18 protein-coding genes are annotated in these 18760 nt (G+C 70.2%); 13 read left to right on the top strand and 5 right to left on the bottom strand.

Annotation, left to right across the window (positions count from 1 at the left end):
- Positions 1–217 precede the first annotated feature (217 nt).
- Positions 218–1948 (top strand): MFS transporter, encoded by a 1731-nt coding sequence (locus tag ACIRHA_RS38200; RefSeq protein ID WP_403855551.1) that lies wholly within the window; start codon positions 218–220, stop codon positions 1946–1948.
- A 39-nt stretch (positions 1949–1987) separates the two neighbouring features.
- Here the strand turns inward: ACIRHA_RS38200 and ACIRHA_RS38195 are convergent, their stop codons facing one another.
- Positions 1988–2428 (bottom strand): ATP-binding protein, encoded by a 441-nt coding sequence (locus ACIRHA_RS38195; protein WP_403855549.1) that lies wholly within the window; start codon positions 2426–2428, stop codon positions 1988–1990.
- Positions 2429–2513: 85 nt separating this feature from the next.
- Between ACIRHA_RS38195 and ACIRHA_RS38190 the strand changes: the two genes are divergently transcribed.
- From ACIRHA_RS38190 to ACIRHA_RS38180, 3 genes are read left to right on the top strand one after another with little or no spacing between them, the layout of a single operon-like run.
- Complete coding sequence (locus ACIRHA_RS38190) at positions 2514–3332, top strand: helix-turn-helix transcriptional regulator (RefSeq protein ID WP_403855547.1); 819 nt, start codon at positions 2514–2516, stop codon at positions 3330–3332.
- Entirely contained in the window at positions 3310–3573 is a 264-nt protein-coding gene (locus tag ACIRHA_RS38185; RefSeq protein WP_403855545.1) for a DUF397 domain-containing protein, read from the top strand. Before ACIRHA_RS38190 ends, ACIRHA_RS38185 begins: the two co-directional genes overlap by 23 nt.
- Before the next feature lie 49 nt (positions 3574–3622).
- On the top strand, positions 3623–4120 hold the full coding sequence (locus tag ACIRHA_RS38180) for an N-acetyltransferase (RefSeq protein WP_403855543.1): 498 nt from the start codon (positions 3623–3625) through the stop codon (positions 4118–4120).
- Here ACIRHA_RS38180 and ACIRHA_RS38175 read toward each other — a convergent pair.
- A complete protein-coding gene (locus ACIRHA_RS38175) occupies positions 4080–8006 on the bottom strand; it encodes an NACHT domain-containing protein (protein WP_403855541.1) in 3927 nt (1308 codons plus the stop codon). The genes ACIRHA_RS38180 and ACIRHA_RS38175 overlap by 41 nt on opposite strands.
- A gap of 184 nt (positions 8007–8190) precedes the next feature.
- Between ACIRHA_RS38175 and ACIRHA_RS38170 the strand changes: the two genes are divergently transcribed.
- Entirely contained in the window at positions 8191–8397 is a 207-nt protein-coding gene (locus ACIRHA_RS38170) for a hypothetical protein (RefSeq protein WP_403855539.1), read from the top strand.
- 11 nt (positions 8398–8408) lie between these two features.
- Here ACIRHA_RS38170 and pepE read toward each other — a convergent pair whose 3' ends face one another.
- Positions 8409–9131 (bottom strand): dipeptidase PepE, encoded by a 723-nt coding sequence (gene pepE, locus ACIRHA_RS38165; protein ID WP_403855537.1) that lies wholly within the window; start codon positions 9129–9131, stop codon positions 8409–8411.
- Positions 9132–9177: 46 nt separating this feature from the next.
- Positions 9178–9999 carry an IclR family transcriptional regulator gene (locus ACIRHA_RS38160; protein WP_403855535.1) on the bottom strand — a complete coding sequence of 274 codons (822 nt, stop codon included), beginning with the start codon at positions 9997–9999 and terminating at the stop codon, positions 9178–9180.
- Positions 10000–10129: 130 nt separating this feature from the next.
- Here ACIRHA_RS38160 and ACIRHA_RS38155 point away from each other — a divergent pair, with 130 nt between their 5' ends.
- The 7 genes from ACIRHA_RS38155 (at position 10130) to ACIRHA_RS38125 (ending at position 17744) form a co-directional block, all read left to right on the top strand.
- On the top strand, positions 10130–11083 hold the full coding sequence (locus tag ACIRHA_RS38155; protein ID WP_403855533.1) for a DUF1177 domain-containing protein: 954 nt from the start codon (positions 10130–10132) through the stop codon (positions 11081–11083).
- Positions 11084–11087: 4 nt separating this feature from the next.
- Entirely contained in the window at positions 11088–12449 is a 1362-nt protein-coding gene (locus tag ACIRHA_RS38150) for a cytosine permease (protein WP_403855531.1), read from the top strand.
- A complete protein-coding gene (locus ACIRHA_RS38145) occupies positions 12446–13756 on the top strand; it encodes a M20/M25/M40 family metallo-hydrolase (protein ID WP_403855529.1) in 1311 nt (436 codons plus the stop codon). The genes ACIRHA_RS38150 and ACIRHA_RS38145 overlap by 4 nt, the downstream gene beginning before the upstream one ends.
- 114 nt (positions 13757–13870) lie before the next feature.
- Complete coding sequence (locus tag ACIRHA_RS38140; RefSeq protein WP_403855527.1) at positions 13871–14536, top strand: class I SAM-dependent methyltransferase; 666 nt, start codon at positions 13871–13873, stop codon at positions 14534–14536.
- A 22-nt stretch (positions 14537–14558) separates the two neighbouring features.
- Positions 14559–15575 (top strand): N-acetylmuramoyl-L-alanine amidase, encoded by a 1017-nt coding sequence (locus tag ACIRHA_RS38135; protein ID WP_403855525.1) that lies wholly within the window; start codon positions 14559–14561, stop codon positions 15573–15575.
- A gap of 128 nt (positions 15576–15703) precedes the next feature.
- The gene (locus tag ACIRHA_RS38130; RefSeq protein ID WP_403855523.1) at positions 15704–16591 is read left to right on the top strand and encodes a hypothetical protein; all 888 of its coding nucleotides are present in this window, start codon (positions 15704–15706) and stop codon (positions 16589–16591) included.
- 142 nt (positions 16592–16733) lie between these two features.
- On the top strand, positions 16734–17744 hold the full coding sequence (locus ACIRHA_RS38125; RefSeq protein ID WP_403855521.1) for an LLM class F420-dependent oxidoreductase: 1011 nt from the start codon (positions 16734–16736) through the stop codon (positions 17742–17744).
- A gap of 25 nt (positions 17745–17769) precedes the next feature.
- On the opposite strand, the gene ACIRHA_RS38120 is transcribed toward ACIRHA_RS38125, so the two are convergent.
- Positions 17770–18285: a hypothetical protein gene (locus tag ACIRHA_RS38120; protein WP_403855661.1), complete on the bottom strand. Its 516-nt coding sequence runs from the start codon at positions 18283–18285 to the stop codon at positions 17770–17772.
- Between the two features lie 165 nt (positions 18286–18450).
- On the opposite strand from ACIRHA_RS38120, the gene ACIRHA_RS38115 reads away from it, so the two are divergent.
- Positions 18451–18747, top strand: a complete 297-nt coding sequence (locus tag ACIRHA_RS38115; protein ID WP_403855519.1) for a hypothetical protein — start codon at positions 18451–18453, stop codon at positions 18745–18747.
- Positions 18748–18760: the final 13 nt, after the last annotated feature.

Below are 18760 nucleotides of genomic sequence, written 5' to 3'. Positions count from 1 at the left end.
AGGAACTTCGACGAACGCCGTTCACCGAGCGGTGACGTAATGAAGAGGTAAAGGATCCCGTTCGTACGACGACCGTCGGAATAGTCGCCCCAGCCAACCGGTTCGACATACACACAACCTGCCCGCACGCTGACCGCACAACGCGCGCCCCGACCCGGTGGCGCGCGTTCGCGTCCCGAATACGTGGACCCAGACCGCCTTCCGGAGGCCTTCCTTCATGTCCCAGCCGACGACTCAAGCCCGCCCCACCGGCGGCGTCGTCCCCGTCCTCGCCTTCGCCGGCATCACCGTGGCCGTCATGCAGACGCTGCTCGTGCCGGTGATCAAGGACCTGCCCGAGCTGCTGAACACCGCCCCCTCCAACGCCACCTGGGTCATGACGTCGACGCTGCTCGCAGGCGCCGTCTCCACCCCGATCATGGGGCGCCTCGGTGACCTGGCGGGCAAGCGCCGCATGCTCCTCACGAGCCTCGCGATCATGGTCGTCGGCTCGCTGATCTGTGGTTTCACCGACAACCTGCTCGTCATGATCGCCGGCCGCGCGCTGCAGGGCTTCGCCATGGGCGCCATCCCGCTCGGCATCGGCCTCATGCGCGACATGCTGCCGCGCGAGAAGCTCGGCTCGGCGATGGCCCTGATGTCCTCCTCCATCGGCGTCGGCGGTGGCCTCGCGCTCCCGCTGGCCGCACTCGTCGCCCAGCACGCCGACTGGCACGCGCTGTTCTTCGGTGCGGCGGGCCTCGGCGTCGTTGCCATGGCGCTCACCCTCTTCTTCGTCCCGGAGAGCCCCCTGCGCGCGCAGGGCAGCTTCGACGTCGTGGGCGCGATCGGCCTCACCCTCGGCCTGATCCTCTTCCTCCTGCCCATCACCAAGGGCAGCGACTGGGGCTGGAGCTCCGGCACGACGCTCGGCCTGTTCGCCGCGGCGCTCGTGGTCCTCGTCCTGTGGGGCGTGATGGAGCTGCGCCTGAAGGCGCCGCTCGTCGACCTGCGCACGACGGCCCGCCGTGAGGTCCTGCTCACGAACCTCGCCTCGATCATGGTCGGCGTCGCCTTCTACGCGATCTCGCTCGTCCTCCCCCAGCTCCTCCAGCTCCCGTCCGCCACGGGCTACGGCCTCGGCCAGTCGATGGTCGTCGCGGGCCTGTGCGTGGCGCCGCTCGGCCTGACGATGATGCTGACGGCCCCGGTCTACGCCCGGCTCTCCGCCAAGTTCGGCCCGAAGGTCACCCTCATCCTCGGCATGCTGATCATCGCGATCGGCTACGGCGCGGGCCTCGGCCTGATGAGCGAGGCCTGGCAGACGATCATCATCGCGGTCGTCGTCGGCGCGGGCATCGGCCTCGCCTACTCCTCGCTCCCCGCCCTCATCATCGGCGCGGTGGACGCCTCGGAGACGGGCGCGGCCAACGGCCTCAACACCCTGATGCGCTCCATCGGTACGTCGGTGTCCTCGGCGGTCATCGGCATGGTCCTCGCCAACACCGCGAACAACGTGAACGGCGTCGCCGTCCCGACGATGCACGGCTTCCGCGTCTCGTTCCTCATCGCCACGGCCGCGGTCGCGGTCGGCGTGCTGCTCGCCCTCGGCCTCCCGAAGCGCAAGGTGGCCGTGGTCCAGCTCCGCGCCACGAGCGAGGAGGAGCAGAACCTCGCCCACGCCGACGACGCGCTCGCCCACTTCCGCGGCCAGGTCGTGGACCCGGCGGGCATGCCCGTCGCCCGCGCCAAGGTGACCCTGATCGACCGTCGCGGCCGCCAGGCCGGTTCGGCGCTCTCCGACCCCGAGGGCCACTACGCCCTCGACGTCCCGGCCGGCGGCTCCTACGTCCTCGCGGTCACCGCGGCGGGCCACGCGCCCCGCGCCTCGGCCGCCACGCACCACGGCGAAGCCCGTCCGGTACGGGTGGACCTGGCACTGGAGGCACTGGCCGAGTCGGTGCGGTAGGCGGTCGCCGGGCTGCGGGCAGCTCCGGCGGAGGGCGCGTCACGCGAGTGCGTGGCGCGCCCTCTTCGCGTGGCACTCGAACCAGACGGTCTTCCCGGTACGGGGCGACCGGTGCGGCACCACACCCCACCGGTCGACCACGGCCGCGACGATGGTCAGCCCCCGGCCCGACTCGGCGCATTCACGGCGGTCCCGCGGCTCGGGCAGCGCGGGGTGCGCGTCGGCCACCTCGACCCGCACCCCTGCGCCGGCCCGCATCATCCGCACCGTGCAGCGCCGCCCCGGCACATGGCGGACGACGTTGGCGACCAGCTCCGTCAGCGCGAGTTCGGCGTCGTCGGCGAGCTCTTGCAGCTCCCACACCCCGAGGTGGATCCGCAGGATGCGACGCAGGTGCCGGGCGCTGTGCTCACCCACGGTGAGACCGAAACCGTAGGACTCGGCAAGTCCCGCTTCCGGGGCATCAGTTACGTGATTCATGTCACCAGCGTGAAGTGGTTCGATTACTCTCGGCTACGTCGTGATCGAAACGCCGCGAGGCGTTGCACGTCTGGGGTGACCGCCCATGCCGAACATCCGCCGTGACCTCGACCCTGGCGCCTCGAGGCTCGACTACTACGGGTTCGAGCTGCGTCGCCGCCGGGAGGAGGCGGGCCTGAAACTGGGGCAGTTGGGCGATTGCGTCTTCTGCACGGGTTCGCTGATCGGCCAGATCGAGTGCGCCAAGAAGGTGCCGACGCGTGACTTCAGCGAGCGGGTGGACGCGGCGCTGGGCACGGACGGCTTCTTCTCGGGCCTGGTGGGCTTGGTGCTGCGAAGCCAACTTCCGACCTGGTTTCAGGCGTACGCGGAACTTGAGGCGCGGGCCACGTACATCTCGACGTTCCAGTGCCAGCTGGTGTACGGGCTGTTGCAGACGGAGGAGTACGCGCGGGCCGTGCTCTCCGCCGAGGACCACGGCAGCCTGGAAGTTGCCGTCGCCGCCCGAATGGAGCGCCAGCTCATCTTGCAGCGCCCCGAACCACCGGCCCTGTGGGTGGTGCTGGACGAGTCGGTGCTGCACCGGGAGATCGGCGGCCCCGACGTCATGCGAAGGCAACTGGCGCGGCTGTTGGACTGCCGGGAGCTCCAAGTCCTGCCGTTCGCCTCGGGCCAGCACGCGGGCATGATGGGTACGTTCACCCTGCTGCGCTTCGACGGCGACCCGGACCTCTACTACAGCGCGAGCTACACGGCGGGGCACATGACCGCCAACCCACAAGTGATCAGGGAACGTTCGGTCGGTTACGCTCGCCTACAGGCGGACGCCCTCTCCCCTCGGGAATCGGCAGCACTGATCATTCGCGTAATGGAGACCCGGTATGGACACCGCAACGTGGCGTAAGTCGTCGTACAGCGGCAGCAATGGCGGCGAATGCATCGAGTGCGCCGCACTGGACGGCGCCACCTGGCAGAAGTCCAGCTACAGCGGCAGCAGTGGCGGCGACTGCCTCGAAGTCGCCGCGCCCACCCCCACCGGCGCCGTCGCCATCCGTGACTCCAAGGACCCGGGGCTCGGTCACCTCCGTGTCACGCCACGCGCGTTCAGCGCGTTCGTGGCCGGCGTCGTCCGCGGGCAGGCGTAACGGAAAACTCGGGCGACACCCGCGGAGCGCCCCGCTAACCTCACCGCATATGAGCTGGCTGCCGCGCGACTTCGTTCACCCCACCCACGTACCCGTGCCCGGAACCGGCCTCCACCTGAGGCCGATCCGGGAAGCGGACACCGCGATCGACTACCCCGCCGTGATGGGCTCGCGCGAACGCCTCTGGGAGATCTTCGGACCGGCGTGGGGCTGGCCCGCGGAGACCATGACGTACGAGGCGGACCGCGTGGATCTCCTGCGCCACGAGAAGGAGATCGCCGCGCACCAGTCGTTCAACTACGCCCTCCTGGACGAGGACGAGACGAAGCTGCTGGGCTGCGTCTACATCGACCCGCCGGAGCGCACCGGCGCGGACGGTGAGATCGCCTGGTGGGTCGTGGACGAACTCGTCGGCAGCGCGGAGGAGTCCGCACTCGACGCGCTCGTTCCCAAGTGGATCGCCACCGACTGGCCGTTCCAGCAGCCCCGCCACCTGGGCCGGGACATCACGTGGCAGGAGTGGCTGACGCTGCCCCCGGCCCCGTAACGTCCGCGAGCGCCAGCACACACCGGGCCGCCTCTTCCGGCATCCTCGGAGGAGCGCCGTGGGCCACTTCAGCGATCAACTCCCGCACCTCCGGGTCCGCCCAGTGTCCGGCAACCGCCTTCAACGCCGTCGCACGTACGCCGTCGTCCGGATCCTCGCGCACCGCGCCCATCACCAGGGTCCGAACCTCGGCATCCTCCCACCGGCTGTCGGCCAGCACTTCAAGTGCCCCTTCACGAGCCTGTGGCAGGCCGTTCCGAACGAGCTCAAAGAAGAGAGGCAGCGAGTCCTCGTCATCCCGCTGCCACAGCCGCAGAGCAGTGAGGTAGTCCTCCTCGGCATAAGGGTCACTTCCGTCACGCAGATCACCTGCCCGCTCCTGCACAAGAGCACGGACTTCCGCGTCCCCCGGCCAATGCACAATCGACAGCAGCAACGCGCGACTGCGCATCCCGACGTCGGCGTCGCAGCGGGCCAGGTCCATGAGCAGGGACCGCACCTCCGGATCGCTGCGGAGGCTCACGAGCAGGATCAGAGCTTCCTCACGCAGCGACAGGTCCCCGTCGGCACCGGCCCTGGCGAACAGCAACCGGTGCACCTCGTCGTCCATCGGCCACCGCTGCGCCAGCACCCCCAGCACCACCGCGCCGGCTCCCGTACGCTCCAGATCGAACAGCAGACCGCGCACCTCGGCATCCGTCGGCCAACGATCGGCCATCACCCTCAACGCATCGAGCCGCATGGCCCAGTCGGACCCCTCGCGCGCAATGTCGAAGAGCCGTGCACGCTCGGTGGTGTTCAGGCGCCACCGGTTCACAAGCACCGCGCGTGCCCGGGAGCGCGCCGTCATGTCCTCATCCTGGACTGCCAGGTCCAGGAGCATCATGTGTATCGGCTCGTCCTCCAACCACTGTGTTCTCAGTATGTCCAACGCCGGTCGGCGCATCGTCGGGGAAGCATCGCCTTGTGCCCACGCCATGAACAGGTCGCGGATCTCCGGGTCCCACTGCCATTGCTCCGCGAGTTCTCGCATCGCCGCGTACTGCACGGCGTAGTCCTCGTCGGACGCGGACCACGCGATCAGCAGCGCACGGACGTCGACGTCCCCCGGCCGCTCCTCGGCCAGCAGCTGCAGGAGGACGACTGGCAGCTCCTCAAAGTCCTCGACACCCATCAAGGGCAGCTGCGGCCCGATGTCCACGGCCCAGCGTTCGACGACGGCGTCAGACGACGCGCCGCTCCCAAGCCGTACGTTCTGGCGGAGGAGGAGTTCCCGCAGCAAAGGTCGAGCATCGATGCCGGCGGGCCGCACGTCGGCGAGCGCCCACAGGGCCGTCCACTGCGCGCTCTCCGCCGTGTCATCCTGAGCCACAGCGGAGAACACGGCACGCACCTCGGCGTCGTCCCGCCAGTGACGTGCCAACTCCAGTAGCGCGACCCGACGCATGCCACTGTCCCTGTCGGCCCGCGCCCGGCCGACGAGCAACGCACGGAGCTCCCGCGCTTCCAACGGGTGCTCGCACAGTGCAGTCAGGGCCGTGCGCCGCACTTCTCCGCTTTCGTCACTGTCAGCCAGCTCGAAGAGGAAAGCGCGCACCTCAGTGTCGTGTTCCCAGCTCTCGGCCAAGGTACGGACGAACACCATCCGGTCGTAGCCACTGTGCGCGTGGCGTGCAAAACGGATCAGCTCCGCCGGGGACGGCTGGAAGAGGCACACGATGCGCGGCGTATCCACATCCGGGGAGAACTGCCCACGCGTGCGAAACCAGCGGAGGAACGCCTCCCTGCCGACCCAGTACTCACCGAACGACGCGAGCGCGGAATGGGCGGCCGGACCGAAAGAACCACCCCACCCGTAGTTGAGCACCTCCGTCATGGCCGCCACGACCCGCTTGCTCTGCTCGTTCAGCATCCCGATCCTGCGCACCTCCGCGAGCGCACGGATGGCCACCTCCAGCAGCTCGCTGTCGTCGAGGTCGTCCCTGCTGTCATGCAGATCGAGCAGCCGGTCGATGGCCGCCGCCGCGTCGACCGGCTCCAACTGGCCGATGAACAGCAGCAGTACCTCGTGCCACGCCGGGTCGTGCGCGTGCGGTGCGATCACCTCGTCGAGAAGCTCCTGCGGCGTCCACTCCCGCCCCCGCGTATAGCGCTGGTAGATGTCGGCCGCCGCCAGGTGCTCCAAGAAGGCCCGATGGACGAAGCCGTACACCTCGCCGCCGTACCGGGCGAGGATGAAGTTGCGCTCACGAAGCTGGGAGACGAGCGCCTGCGCACCCGTCCCTGCGGGGGCGGGAGGCAGTCCGTGCTGCTCAAGCTGCGTGCGCAGCAGCTCCGCCAGGTCGTCTCCGTGGATACGGTTCCCGGCGATGCCGTGCGTGCCCGCCTGCATTGCGTGCGCCAGCGTCATCAGCATCTCTTGGCGGTCGAGCCCGTCGAGGACGTCCTTGATGGCAGGCGGAAGGGCGGCCTCCAGGTGCTTGGCCTGCTGGTCCCACTGCGCGGTGAGTACGGTCACGGCCTGCCGGTACACGCCGATGCGGTCCTTGGGCAGCGCCTGGCGTCGGCCGACTATCGCCAGGATCGTCAACAGCAGCGGATTGCCCGACAGTTCACGGATCGGCCGGGAGTCGCGCACCGCGTCCTGGAGTCGCTGGGCGAGGAGCGCCGCCTTCTCCGTGTCATCGGGTGCCGACAGGGTGTACCAGCGCTCGGTGAACGTGGCGATCTGCTCCCGGTCGAGGTCCTGGAGCATGTAGTGCGTGAAGTCCGCGCCGTCGAAGACATGCCGCTTGTACCCGATGGCACGGGACGTCACCACGATGCGGGCCTCCGGCCAGCGCGCGGCGAAGGCCGCGATCTGCTCCGAGGCCGCCTGCCGCACCTTGGGGTCGAAGACCTCGTCGAGGCCGTCGAAGATGACGACGGCCCGGCCGGTACGGAGCAGATGACGCAGGACCGGCGGCGGCACGCACATGCCGAACTGGTCCTGCCGGTGCGCGAGGAAGTCCTCGTAGTTCCGGTGACACCACTGGGGTTCGGCGTACTGCCGGAGCTCGACGATGACGCCCACCCGGTCGGCCAACGTCTGCGTGAGCGCGAGGTATTTCGCCAGCGTCGACTTGCCGGCGCCGGGATCGCCCAGCAGCACGCACTTACGTGTGTCCTCCTGCCCCAGCACCTGGAGCACGGGGAGCGTCGGCCGCTTCTCGTACGCGCCCCGGAGGTCCTTGAGCGCGTCCAGGGTGCCGCTCGGCAGATGCTCGGACTCCGGGAGTTCTCCCGACTCGACCAGCCTGCGCACCAGCTCGCGCGGCAGCTCCACGGGCGGCGGGTCCGCCCGGACGCTGGGCTCGACGAACACCTCCCGCAACCGGATCTCGGGATGGCGGCCCTGGTCGTCGAGCGGCAGCAGTACCTCCAGGTCCAGGTGACCCCAGGTCTCCCGGGCGCGCTCGGCGTATGCCGCGACGGCGGTCTCGACGTCTCGCGGATCGGGCTCCTCGTCCGTCGGCGCCGACGCCGGCGAACCGGCTGCCGCCTCCAAAGCCCTGACCAACGCCGTATGTTCGGCCTTCCAATCACCCAGGTCGAAACGCGCCGGTGGGACAGGCGCCTTCGTAACACCGGCATGCACCCGGCACGCCTCCACGAACGCCGCGACCACGTCCCAGTCCGGCGCCTTCACGCCTGCCGCGGACAGCAGCCGGCTCACCGTGTTCGGCGTCAGCGTCCGGCCGCCCGGCACCCTGCCCGCCATCCGCCCGGAGGCCGTCACGACGTCGGCGTTCTTCGCGCCCGCCGCGTCCCTCAGATCACGCAAGCGGCGCGCGAACTCCTTGCGCGCGACCGCGGCCGGACCATCAGCGTCGTTCGTCGTCGTCATCCCCACCCCGAGCCACCTGCGCATGTCACGGCGTACCGAGCCGTACCGAGACCCGTCCTCAAGTTAGGCGATGACCTGCGACGACGTCAGCCCACTACCAACTCGTCCCGGTTTGACGGCCGATGAGGACCCGGCGACGCAATCTGGCTCCCGTCACATCCACTGCCCCTACCGGGAGACCACCGTGAACACACTCGTCACCGACACCCTGACCGCCCTCGGCCCCTTCGGTACCCTCGCCCTGTTCGTCTTCCTGCTGCTCTTCGCGGGCATCGTGCTCCCGGCCGTATGGTCCCGCCACGCCTACCGCCGCAACGCGGCCCGGCAGACCCTGACCGCCCTCGCCGACCTCGCCAACCGCCTGCTGCGCCGCGTACGACCCCCGCAGTGAAGAAGCGACCTTCAGCCGACGTCGAACTTCGCCTCCACACGAAGGAGTTCGGACACATCCGCCCCCACCGCCAGCTCCTCCGGCGCGGACCCCCGCCGGAACAGCCGCGCCGCATGCGCGCCCTCCACCGACGCCCGGTCCCCGGCCACCCGCAGCCACGAGCCCTCCCGCAGGCCGAGGACCGGGACGTCGTTCTCCTCCAGGAACTCGGTGAGGCGCTGCTCGCGGGTCTCGCCCTTGTGGGTGGAGGACGGGTCCGGGTCCAGGTAGTGCGGGTTGATCTGGAACGGGACCAGGCCCAGCGTCTCGAAGGACGGCGGCTGCACGATCGGCATGTCGTTGGTCGTCCGCAGGGTGGGCGCTGCCATGTTGGTGCCCGCGCTGGCGCCCATGTACGGGAGGCCCGCGTGGACCGCCTTCGTCACGGCCTCCCGCAGGCCCGTGCGGTACAGCGCGCTCAGCAGCCGGAACGAGTTGCCACCGCCGATGAACACCGCGTCGGCCGACGCCAGTTGGGCCAGCGGGTCGCCACCCTCGTGGACACCGTGGACCTCGATCCCCGCACCCTCCAGCGCGCCGCGCACCTTCGCCGTGTACGCGTCGTGGTCGGCGAGCGCATACGGCACGAACGCGAGCCGGGCCCGCGCCGGCAGGAAGCCGGTGACCGTGTCGAGCGCGTGCTCCAGGTAACCCTGGCCGTGCTGGGTGGAGTTGGAGAGCAGCAGAAGGTTCACGACGGGGTCGCTCCGATCAACGTAATCAACAGGCTGTGCACAAAGGTCAGTTGGTGGCGGCGCGGGTGCGGCGCGGCGGCTGCGGCGGATGCGTCAGGCGCCGCTCCAGGAGGCGGGCGGCCTTGCGCAGGGCGTCGAGGCGGTCGCCCGGACCGTCGGGGAAGCGGTCCTTCGCGGCGCCGAGGCTGAGGCTGCCGTAGGGCTCGCGGCCGAGGAAGACGGGGACGGCGACGGTGCCGATCCCGGCGTCGTACTCGCCGACCGTCCACGCGTACCCCTGGGCGCGGACCCCGAGGAACTCGCGCTCCAGCTCGTCCGCGTCGGTCACCGTGCGCTCGGTGAAGCGGGCCATGGGGCGGCCGCGGAACAGCCGGTGGCGCTGGTCGTCGGGCAGGAACGCGTAGTACGACTTGCTGGTGGCGCCCGCGTGCGCCGGGTACAGCTCGCCCACCAACGGGTAGTAGCGCAGCGGCCCTTCCTCGCCCTCGACCGCCGCGACGCAGCGCATGTGGAAGTTGTCGGGCAGGCAGAACAGGACCGTGTCGCCGGTCGCCGCCCGCAGTTCCTCCAGTACCGGTCCCGCCAGCAGCTCCAGTGAGCCCGAGCGCTCCCACAGCCTGCCGAGCCTGAGCACCGCGGGCCCGATCCGGTAGCGCCGGGTCACGGGGTCCGAGACCAGGAAGCCGCGCCCGGCCAGTGTCGAGAGCAGCCGCTGCGCGACCGACGTGTCCCAGCCGAACTCGGCGGCGACCTCCGTCACGCCCCAGTCCGGCCGCGTCCGCTCGAACGCGAGCAGCACGAGGAGGGCCCGGTCGACGGTCTGCAGGGCGCCGGCCGGGGTCTTGCGGTCGAGCGGGATCTCCGGCACGCCATCTCACCATCCAGACCTGTATTGCAAATAACGGGAAAGACTTGCCGACAACGCTATCCGATCCCGAATCTGCTGTCAGTACCGGTGTAAATCGCGGCCGGGCACGGAGCAGCGAGAGGGACCCCGCATGTTGAAGTACGTCCTCGATGTCGTCGATCTGCTGGACGACCCCGACGCCGACGGCAAGCGCACCGTCGCGTATCTCGACTCGGTCGCGGGCCCCGAGGGCTCCGGAGCCGAGGTGACCACGGTGGAGGGCGAGCGCGGGTCCACCGACTTCGTGCTCGTCCGGATCCCCGGCGCCAAGGGCCGCAGCCGCGGCGGCAGCGCCCGCACGCTCGGCGTCGTCGGGCGGCTCGGCGGGGTCGGCGCCCGGCCCGAGATGACCGGGCTCGTCTCCGACGCGGACGGCGCCGCCGCCGCGCTCGCCACCGCCGCGAAGCTCCTCGACATGCGCCGCCGCGGCGACGTGCTCGACGGGGACGTGGTCGTCGCCACGCACGTCTGCCCGGACGCCCCGACCGCGCCGCACGACCCGGTCCCGTTCATGGACTCCCCGGTCGACATCGCGACGATGAACCGCCACGAGGTCACGGACGACATGGAGGCCGTGCTCTCCATCGACACCACCAAGGGCAACCGCGTCATCAACCACAAGGGCCTCGCCCTGTCCCCCACCGTCAAGGAGGGCTGGGTGCTGCGGGTGAGCGAGGAACTGGGCGAACTCCTCGCCGTCGTCACCGGTGAGCCGTTGGTCACGTATCCCGTGACAACCCAGGACATAACGCCTTACGGTAACGGCGCCCACCACATCAACTCGATCCTCCAGCCGGCCACCGCGACCGCCGCCCCGGTCGTCGGCCTCGCCGTCACCTCGGCCTCCGCGGTCCCCGGCTGCCAGACCGGCGCCAGCCACGAGACCGACATCGCGGCAGCCGCCCGGTTCGCCGTCGAGACCGCGAAGGCGTACGGCGGCGGTCGCCTCGACTTCCACGACGCCGAGGAGTTCGACGCCCTCGTGAGCCGCTACGGCCCGCTCACCCACCTTCAGACCCTCGGCAACACACCTACGGAGTCGTGACGCCATGGCCACCACCAAGAAGAGCGTGGGCAGCGACGACTACGCGCTGTCCAGAGTCCCGAAGGACAAGCGGCTCGGCTTCTGGACGATGCTGCTGCAGTGGCTCGCCCAGTCCGGCTCCATCTCGCAGTTCACGCTGGGCGCCACCATCGGCGTCGGCATGACCTTCGGCGACGCCTTCCTCGCCTTCACGCTCGGCGCGGTGATCCTGGAAGTCGTCATCTTCCTCATCGGCATGGCGGGCATGCGCGAGGGCCTCGCGACGCCACTGCTGACCCGCTGGGTGGGCTTCGGGCGCAACGGTTCGGCGCTCGTCAGCTTCATCATCGCCGTCAGCCTCGTCGGCTGGTTCGGCGTGCAGAACACGATCTTCGGCGACAGCGTCTCGTCGCTGGTCGGCGGCCCGTCGTGGCTGTGGTGCATCGTCGCAGGGCTCGCCATCACCGTCCTGGTGATCTTCGGCTTCCGCTACATGGCGGTCATGGCGAAGATCGTCACGCCCCTCTTCTTCGCGATGGTCGCCTGGTCCGTGATCGACGCGCTCTCCGACCACTCCATCGGCGACCTCATCAGCTCCCCGCCGCCCGGCCAGGCCATCCCGCTCTCGGTCGCCGCGACCGCCATCGCGGGCGGCTACATGACCGGCGCGATCGTCTCCCCGGAGATGACCCGCTACAACAAGAAGGGCACGCACGTCTTTCTCCAGTCGGCGTCCTCGATGATCCTCTCCGAGTACATCGTCGGCCTGACCGGCGTGCTCCTCGGCCACATGGTCAAGAGCGACCAGGTCTCGCAGATCGTGCTCTCCACGTCCGGCGTCTTCGGCGTCCTCGTCGTCCTGATGTCGACCGCGAAGATCAACGACTGGAACCTGTACGGCTCCTCGCTCGGCGTCGTCAACTTCTTCCAGGTCGTCTTCAAGAAGCGCCTGCACCGCGGCGCCGTCACCATCGCCCTCGGCGTCGCCGGCACGGCCCTCTCCGCGGTGGGCATCATGACCCACTTCACGGAGTTCCTCTCCGTGCTCGGCGTGGCCATCCCGCCCATCGGCGGCATCGTCGTCGCCGAGTACTGGGTGGTCCGCACGATGCGCAAGCCACTCGACGAGACGCGCGAGGCGGGCACCCTCCCCGCCACCTCCCCCACCTGGGTCCCCGCGTCCCTGGTCATCTGGGCCGCGGCCTTCTGCGTCGGCAAGTTCTACGACGGCGGCATCCCGGCCCTGAACTCCCTGGCCACCGCGTTCGTCCTCTACGCCGTGCTCGGACTGCTCGGCTGGATCAGGACGTACGGCACCACCACCCTGGCCGACGACGAGGACACCCACGCCGCCGCGACCGAACAGACCCCCGTAGGAGCGGCATGACCACCCTTGCTTCCGAAGAGGCCCAGCGCGAAGTGGTCGAGCTCTGCGCCGAGTTGATCCGCTTCGACACGTCCAACCCGACCAGCGACGAGCGGGCCTGCGCGGACTGGGTCGTGTCCCGCCTCGCCGAGGCCGGCATCGACTCCGAGCTCGTGGAGAGCGCACCCGGCCGCGCGAGCGTCATCGCCCGCATCGAGGGCACGGACCGCACCCGCGGCGCGCTCCTGGTCCACGGCCACCTCGACGTCGTCCCCGCCGACGCGGCCGAGTGGCAGGTCCCGCCCTTCTCCGGCGAGATCCGCGACGGCTACCTCTGGGGCCGCGGCGCGATCGACATGAAGGACACGGTGGCCGTCATGCTGGCCACAGCCCGCCACTTCGCGCGTACGGGTACGAAGCCGTCCCGCGACCTGGTCCTCGCGTTCCTCGCCGACGAGGAGGCGGGCGGCAAGTTCGGCGCGCACTGGCTCGTCGAGCACCGCCCCGACCTCTTCGAGGGCGTCACGGAGGCCATCGGCGAAGGCGGCGGATTCTCGTACGCCCTCGACGACACCCGCCGCCTCTACCCGATCGAGAACGCCCAGCGCGGCATGGCCTGGATGGAGCTGACGTCGACGGGCCGGGCGGGCCACGGCTCGTCCCCGAACGCCGACAACGCGGTCACGGACCTCGCCGAATCCCTCACCCGCATCGGCCGCCTCACGTTCCCCATCCGCCTCATCGAGCCGGTCCGCGCCCTGCTCCAGGAGGCCGCCGACCTCAAGGGCGTGGAGCTCGACTTCGAGGTGGAGGACCTGGACGCGGAACTCGCGAAGCTCGGTCACGTGGCCGACTTCATGCAGGTGGTGCTCCGCAACTCCGCCAACCCCACCATGTTCACGGCCGGTTACCAGACCAACGTCATCCCCGGAAAGGCGACGGCCCGCGTCGACGCCCGCTTCCTCCCCGGCCACGAACAGCAACTCCTCGACGCGATCGACGAACTGCTCCTCCCCTCCGTCTCCCGCGAGTGGGTCAACCACGACATCGCGATGGAGACGACGTTCGACGGACCGCTCGTCGACGCCATGTGCGAGGCCGTGCGCGCCGAGGACCCGGACGGCCATCCGGTCCCGTACTGCAACCCGGGCGGCACCGACGCGAAGGCCTTCACCAAGCTGGGCATCCGCTGCTTCGGCTTCAAGGGCCTGAAGCTGCCCGCCGACCTGGACTACGGGCGGCTGTTCCACGGCGTGGACGAGCGGGTCCCGCTGGACGGGCTGCGCTTCGGGGTGCGCGTGATGACCCGCCTCTGGCAGGGCTGCTGAACGTCTCCGCCGTGCGGGACTGTGACGTGTAATGACGGTGGGACGGTCATCACACGTCACAGTCCGTCCCACCCCCGGGCCGGACCGCCGTCCGCGTAGGGCAGAGTGAGCGGCATGAGCATCACAAGCCGCAGCCACACCCCCGCCCCGGAGGTCCTCGCCGCCTTCGAGGCGGCCAAGGGATTCATGCCGCACGGTGAGGGACTCGCGCTGTACGGGGCCGCCGTCGAGGCGGCGGCGCTCGGCCTCCCCCTGCTGGAGGTCGGCACGTACTGCGGGCGCTCCACGATCCTGCTCGCCGACGCGGCGCGCGCGGCCGGGGTCACGGCGCTCACCGTCGACCACCACCGGGGCAGCGAGGAGCAGCAGCCGGGCTGGGACTTCCACGACCCCGAGACGGTCGACCCCGAGCTGGGGCTCATGGACACCCTCCCCACGTTCCGGCGCACGCTGCACGCGGCGGGCCTGGAGGACCACGTGGTCGCGCTCGTCGGGAAGTCGCCGCGGGTCGCCAAGGCCTGGGGCGGCCCGCTCGGGCTCGTCTTCATCGACGGCGGGCACACCGACGAGCACGCCACCGCCGACTACGAGGGCTGGGCCCCGCACGTCGCCGAGGGCGGCCTCCTCCTCATCCACGACGTCTTCCCCGTCAAGCACGACGAGTGGACGGGGCAGGCGCCGTACCGCGTGTACCAGCGGGCACTCGCGTCCGGGGCGTTCACCGAGGTCTCCGAGTGCGACTCGCTGCGCGTCCTGCGTCGAATCGGCGCAGGGATCTGAGCGCGCGGTTAAGGTCAGGAACGTGTCGTACGCAGGTCCGGAACCCGATGGCTTCGATGAGGACTACTACCGGGACGGCGCCCCCCGGCGCCGCTTCGGCGGGCGTCCCGTGCTCGTCACCTTCGCCGCGCTGGTGCCCACCGCGCTCGCGGCGTGGCTGGTGTGGCAGGTCGTGAGCGGGCCGGGTGACAGCGAGCCGCCGAAGGTGCTGCCCGCGCCCGGCCAGTCCTCGACCGTCTCGCCCTCGCAGGACGAGAAGGCTTCGAGCCCGGCGCCTTCGACGTCCAAGGAGTCGAAGTCCGCCGCTTCCTCCTCCGCCCCGTCGAAGGCGTCCAAGGCCCCCGCGAAGCCCGCCGGTGGCTCGGGCCCTCTCAAGGGCAAGCTGGTCGTCATCGACCCCGGCCACAACCCGGGCAACTTCCGGCACACCACCGAGATCAACCGGTCCGTGAACGTGGGCAACGGCTCCAAGGAGTGCGACACCACGGGGACGTCGACGAACGCGGGCTACACCGAGGCCCGGTTCACGCTGGACGTGGCGAAGCGCATGCGGGCGTATCTCGAACAGCGGGGCGCGACCGTGCAATTGACCCAGGACGGCCATCGCGCCTGGGGCCCCTGCGTCGACGAGCGCGCCGAGATCGGCAACAAGGCGAAGGCCGACGCCGTCGTCTCCGTCCACGCGGACGGCTCGGGCGAGGGCAACCGCGGCTTCCATGTGATCCTTCCCGCATCCGTGCGCGCGGGAGCCGCCGACACCACCCCGATCGTGAAGCCCTCCCGCGACCTCGGCGAGCGGATCGCGGGCCTCTACGTGAAGGCCACGGGCCAGGCCCCGTCGAACTACGTCGGTGGTGGCACGGGCCTCGACACCCGCAGTGACCTGGGAGGACTCAACCTTTCCAAGGTTCCGAAGGTCTTCATCGAGTGTGGCAACATGCGGGACTCGCAGGACGTCGAGCGACTGACCTCGGACGCCTGGCGGCAGAAGGCGGCGCAGGGCATCTCTGAGGGAATCATGAGTTTCCTCGGCGGGTAACTGTCACCCTATGGATCTCGGCAGACACTCCCCGGACCCGGGCGATAGTGTCCTCCGTACGATGTGGGGCCACCCCTGCGCTATGCGCCGCCTCCACCGATGACCGGACGACTGACGAAGGATTTGAAGTGAATATCCGCTCCCTCACTCGAGGCGACGGCGTGGTGATCGGAGCAGCGGTATTGCTGTTGATCGCCTCGTTCCTCGATATCTACAACGTCGACGGGGCTCCCGACAGCTACGAGTTCCCGAACTCCTGGGAGAGCGGCCCGCTTCTCATGAGCGTGGTGCTCGCGGGTGTCATCGGCGCCGTGCTCATCGTGATCAGCCGCGGTACCGCGCAGCCTCGTAAGGTCGCCGGGATCGACCTCGGCCAGTTCGGCATCGCGGCCACGGTGCTGGCCGCGTGGGCGGCGCTCGGCAACATCTTCGACCCGTCGGGCGGCAGCAACAACGTCACCACGGGCCTCACCAACGGGAGCTCCGACGGCCCGGACGCCGGCATCGGCCTCATCCTCGCCCTCGTCGCCACGCTGATCATGGCCGCCGCCGCGATCGCGACGCCGCTGGTCCCGGCCCTGAAGGGCGCCCTCCTCGGCGCCCCGCGCCCGCAGCAGCCGCAGCCGTACGGCGGCCAGCCGCAGCAGGGTTACGGCTACCCCGGCGCCCAGCAGCACCCCGGCGGCCCCGGCGGCCCCGGCCAGCAGCAGCCCTACGGCGCGCAGCAGCCGGGCCCGGGTCAGCAGCAGCCGTACGGCGGTCAGCCGCAGCAGCAGGGTGCTCCGGCGCCGCAGGCGGCCGCGCAGCCGCCGGCCGCGGACTTCTCGCCGTTCTGGTTCGCCGTGCCGGTGCCGCGCCCGCTCTTCGCGGAGGACGGCTCGCAGGCGCAGATCGCGGAACTGGCGCCCGGTACCTGGTACTTGGCGGTCGAGCAGCGGGGCCCCGGCCTCGTCGCCCAGACCCAGGACGGCCGCCGCGGTGTGCTCCAGGACACCTCGGGGATCCAGCGCGGCTGACCCGATCGCCCGATCGCCCTACGGGGATCGAAGCAGTTCAAGGCCCCTCACCCGTCTTCCGGGTGAGGGGCCTTTCGCGTAGTGTCGCTCGCGCAATCTGACATGCCGTCAGTTCAGTTCAGTTTACGGGCAGGGGGCACGCATGCGGCTCGGCATCGCACTCGGCTACTGGGGTCGCGGACCGAACCCCGATCACCTTCAACTCGTGCGCGACGCCGAGGAGTTGGGCTACGACTCGGTGTGGACGGCCGAATCCTGGGGCAGCGACGCGTTCACCCCGCTCACCTGGTTCGCCGCGCACACCTCGCGGATCCGGCTCGGCACGGCGATCGCGCAGATGGCCGCCCGCTCCCCCACCACGACCGCGATGCACGCCCTCACCCTGGACCACCTGTCGGACGGCCGGATGATGCTGGGCATGGGGCTCTCCGGGCCGCAGGTCGTGGAGGGCTGGTACGGGCGCCCGTTCCCCCGCTCCCCGCTGACGGCCACCCGCGAGTACGTGGACGTCGTGCGGCAGGTGCTGCGGCGCGAGGGGCCCGTCGAGGTCGACGGGCGGTTCCACTCGCATCCGTACCGGGGCGAGGACGGCACGGGGCTCGGCAAGGCCCTCAAGCCCATCACGCACCCCCTGCGCCCCGATCTGCCGATCCTGCTCGGCGCGGAGGGGCCGAAGAACATCGCGCAGACCACGCGGATCGCGGACGGCTGGCTGCCGCTGTACTGGTCGCCGACGCGGACGGACGTGTACGAGGCGTCGCTGACCGACCTGCCGGAGGGCTTCACCGTCGCGCCGATGGCCCGTGCGAAGGTCTGTGACGACGTCTCCGAGGGGCTGCTGCCGGTGAAGGCGATGCTCGGCTTCTACATCGGCGGCATGGGGCACGCGACCCGCAACTTCCACGCCGATCTCATGGCGCGCATGGGGTACGAGGCCGAGGCCCGGCACATCCAGGACCTGTTCGCCGAGGGGCGCAAGGAGGAGGCGGTGCTGGCCGTGCCGGACGCGTTCGCCGACGAGATCTCGCTCGTGGGGCCGCGCGAACGGATCGCGGAGCGCCTGGAGTTGTGGCGCAAGGGCCCGGTGACGGACCTCCTGGCCCTGTCCCCTGACCCGCACACGATGCGCGTACTGGCCGAGTTGAACTCGTAGGCCCTGTCCTCGAACTCCCGGGCCCCTACGAGCCCTTGGTGAGTTGTGAGGCCGAGGGGACCTTGTTCGTCACTTCGGCGCCCGCGCCCTTGCCCGCGTCCTTGACGCCGCTGATGACCTCGTTGAAGGAGGAGGTGACGTCGCCGAGGCCCTCGCCCTTGCGCAGCTTGGACGACAGGCCCTTCAGCGACGCGATGCCCGCCGACAGCGGTGCGACCGCCTTCGAGAGCGTCGGGTCACCCTCGGCGTTCTTCTGCGCGGCCTTCAGCCGGTTGTACGTGAAGGCGCCCGCGAGCCCCGCCTTGACCATGGCGAACCTGCGGCCGTCCGCGCCCGCCTTGAACTTGCCCGCGCGGTACGGCTTCACGATCCACTGATACGTGGCCCCCGCCGCGAGCCCCGCGTTCGCCGCGAACCGCGTCTTGGCGAACTTCTGCTTCTCGGCCTTCGTGGTGGCGCTCGACGACGCCTTCGTGGCGGACGCCGAACCGCTGTCGGAACCGCACGCCGTCGCGCCCGCGAGCAGGGCGCCGCACAGCATCAGGGCCGTGAGCAGGCGTCGTACGGGAAGAGGGGAACGGGTGACCACCGACTACCTCCGTGGCTGAAGTGACACTCGTGGCAGCGTCACCCGGCCGCTGCGCGTGCGCCACTTGAGGAAGCCCGTACGGGTTTCACCGGGGCCGGTGGGGTAACCCGGATCGACATGTCTGCGAATCGGCACTACCGAGGCACCAACGAGGCAGCCCGCGTCGTGATGATCGTGGCCGATGTATTCGCCGTGATCCTCGGGCTGTGGATCCTGATGTACCTCCTGGACGCGAACCGCGGCAACGACCTGGTCCAGTTCGTCCACAACGTGTCCGCATGGCTGGCCGCCTGGTCCCATGACCTGTTCACCTTCGATGCGACCTGGGCCCGTGTGGTCGCGGGCTACGGTCTCGCGGCCGTCGTCTACCTGTTCGTCGGCCACGCGGTGGCGAACCGGCTGCGCAGGTACTGAGCCGACGGCAGGG

It is taken from the genome of Streptomyces sp. NPDC102360 (assembly GCF_044766085.1).
Taxonomy (GTDB): Bacteria; Actinomycetota; Actinomycetes; order Streptomycetales; family Streptomycetaceae; genus Streptomyces.
Note: the sequence above shows the minus strand (reverse complement) of the source record. Positions and strands in the feature narration are given on the sequence as shown.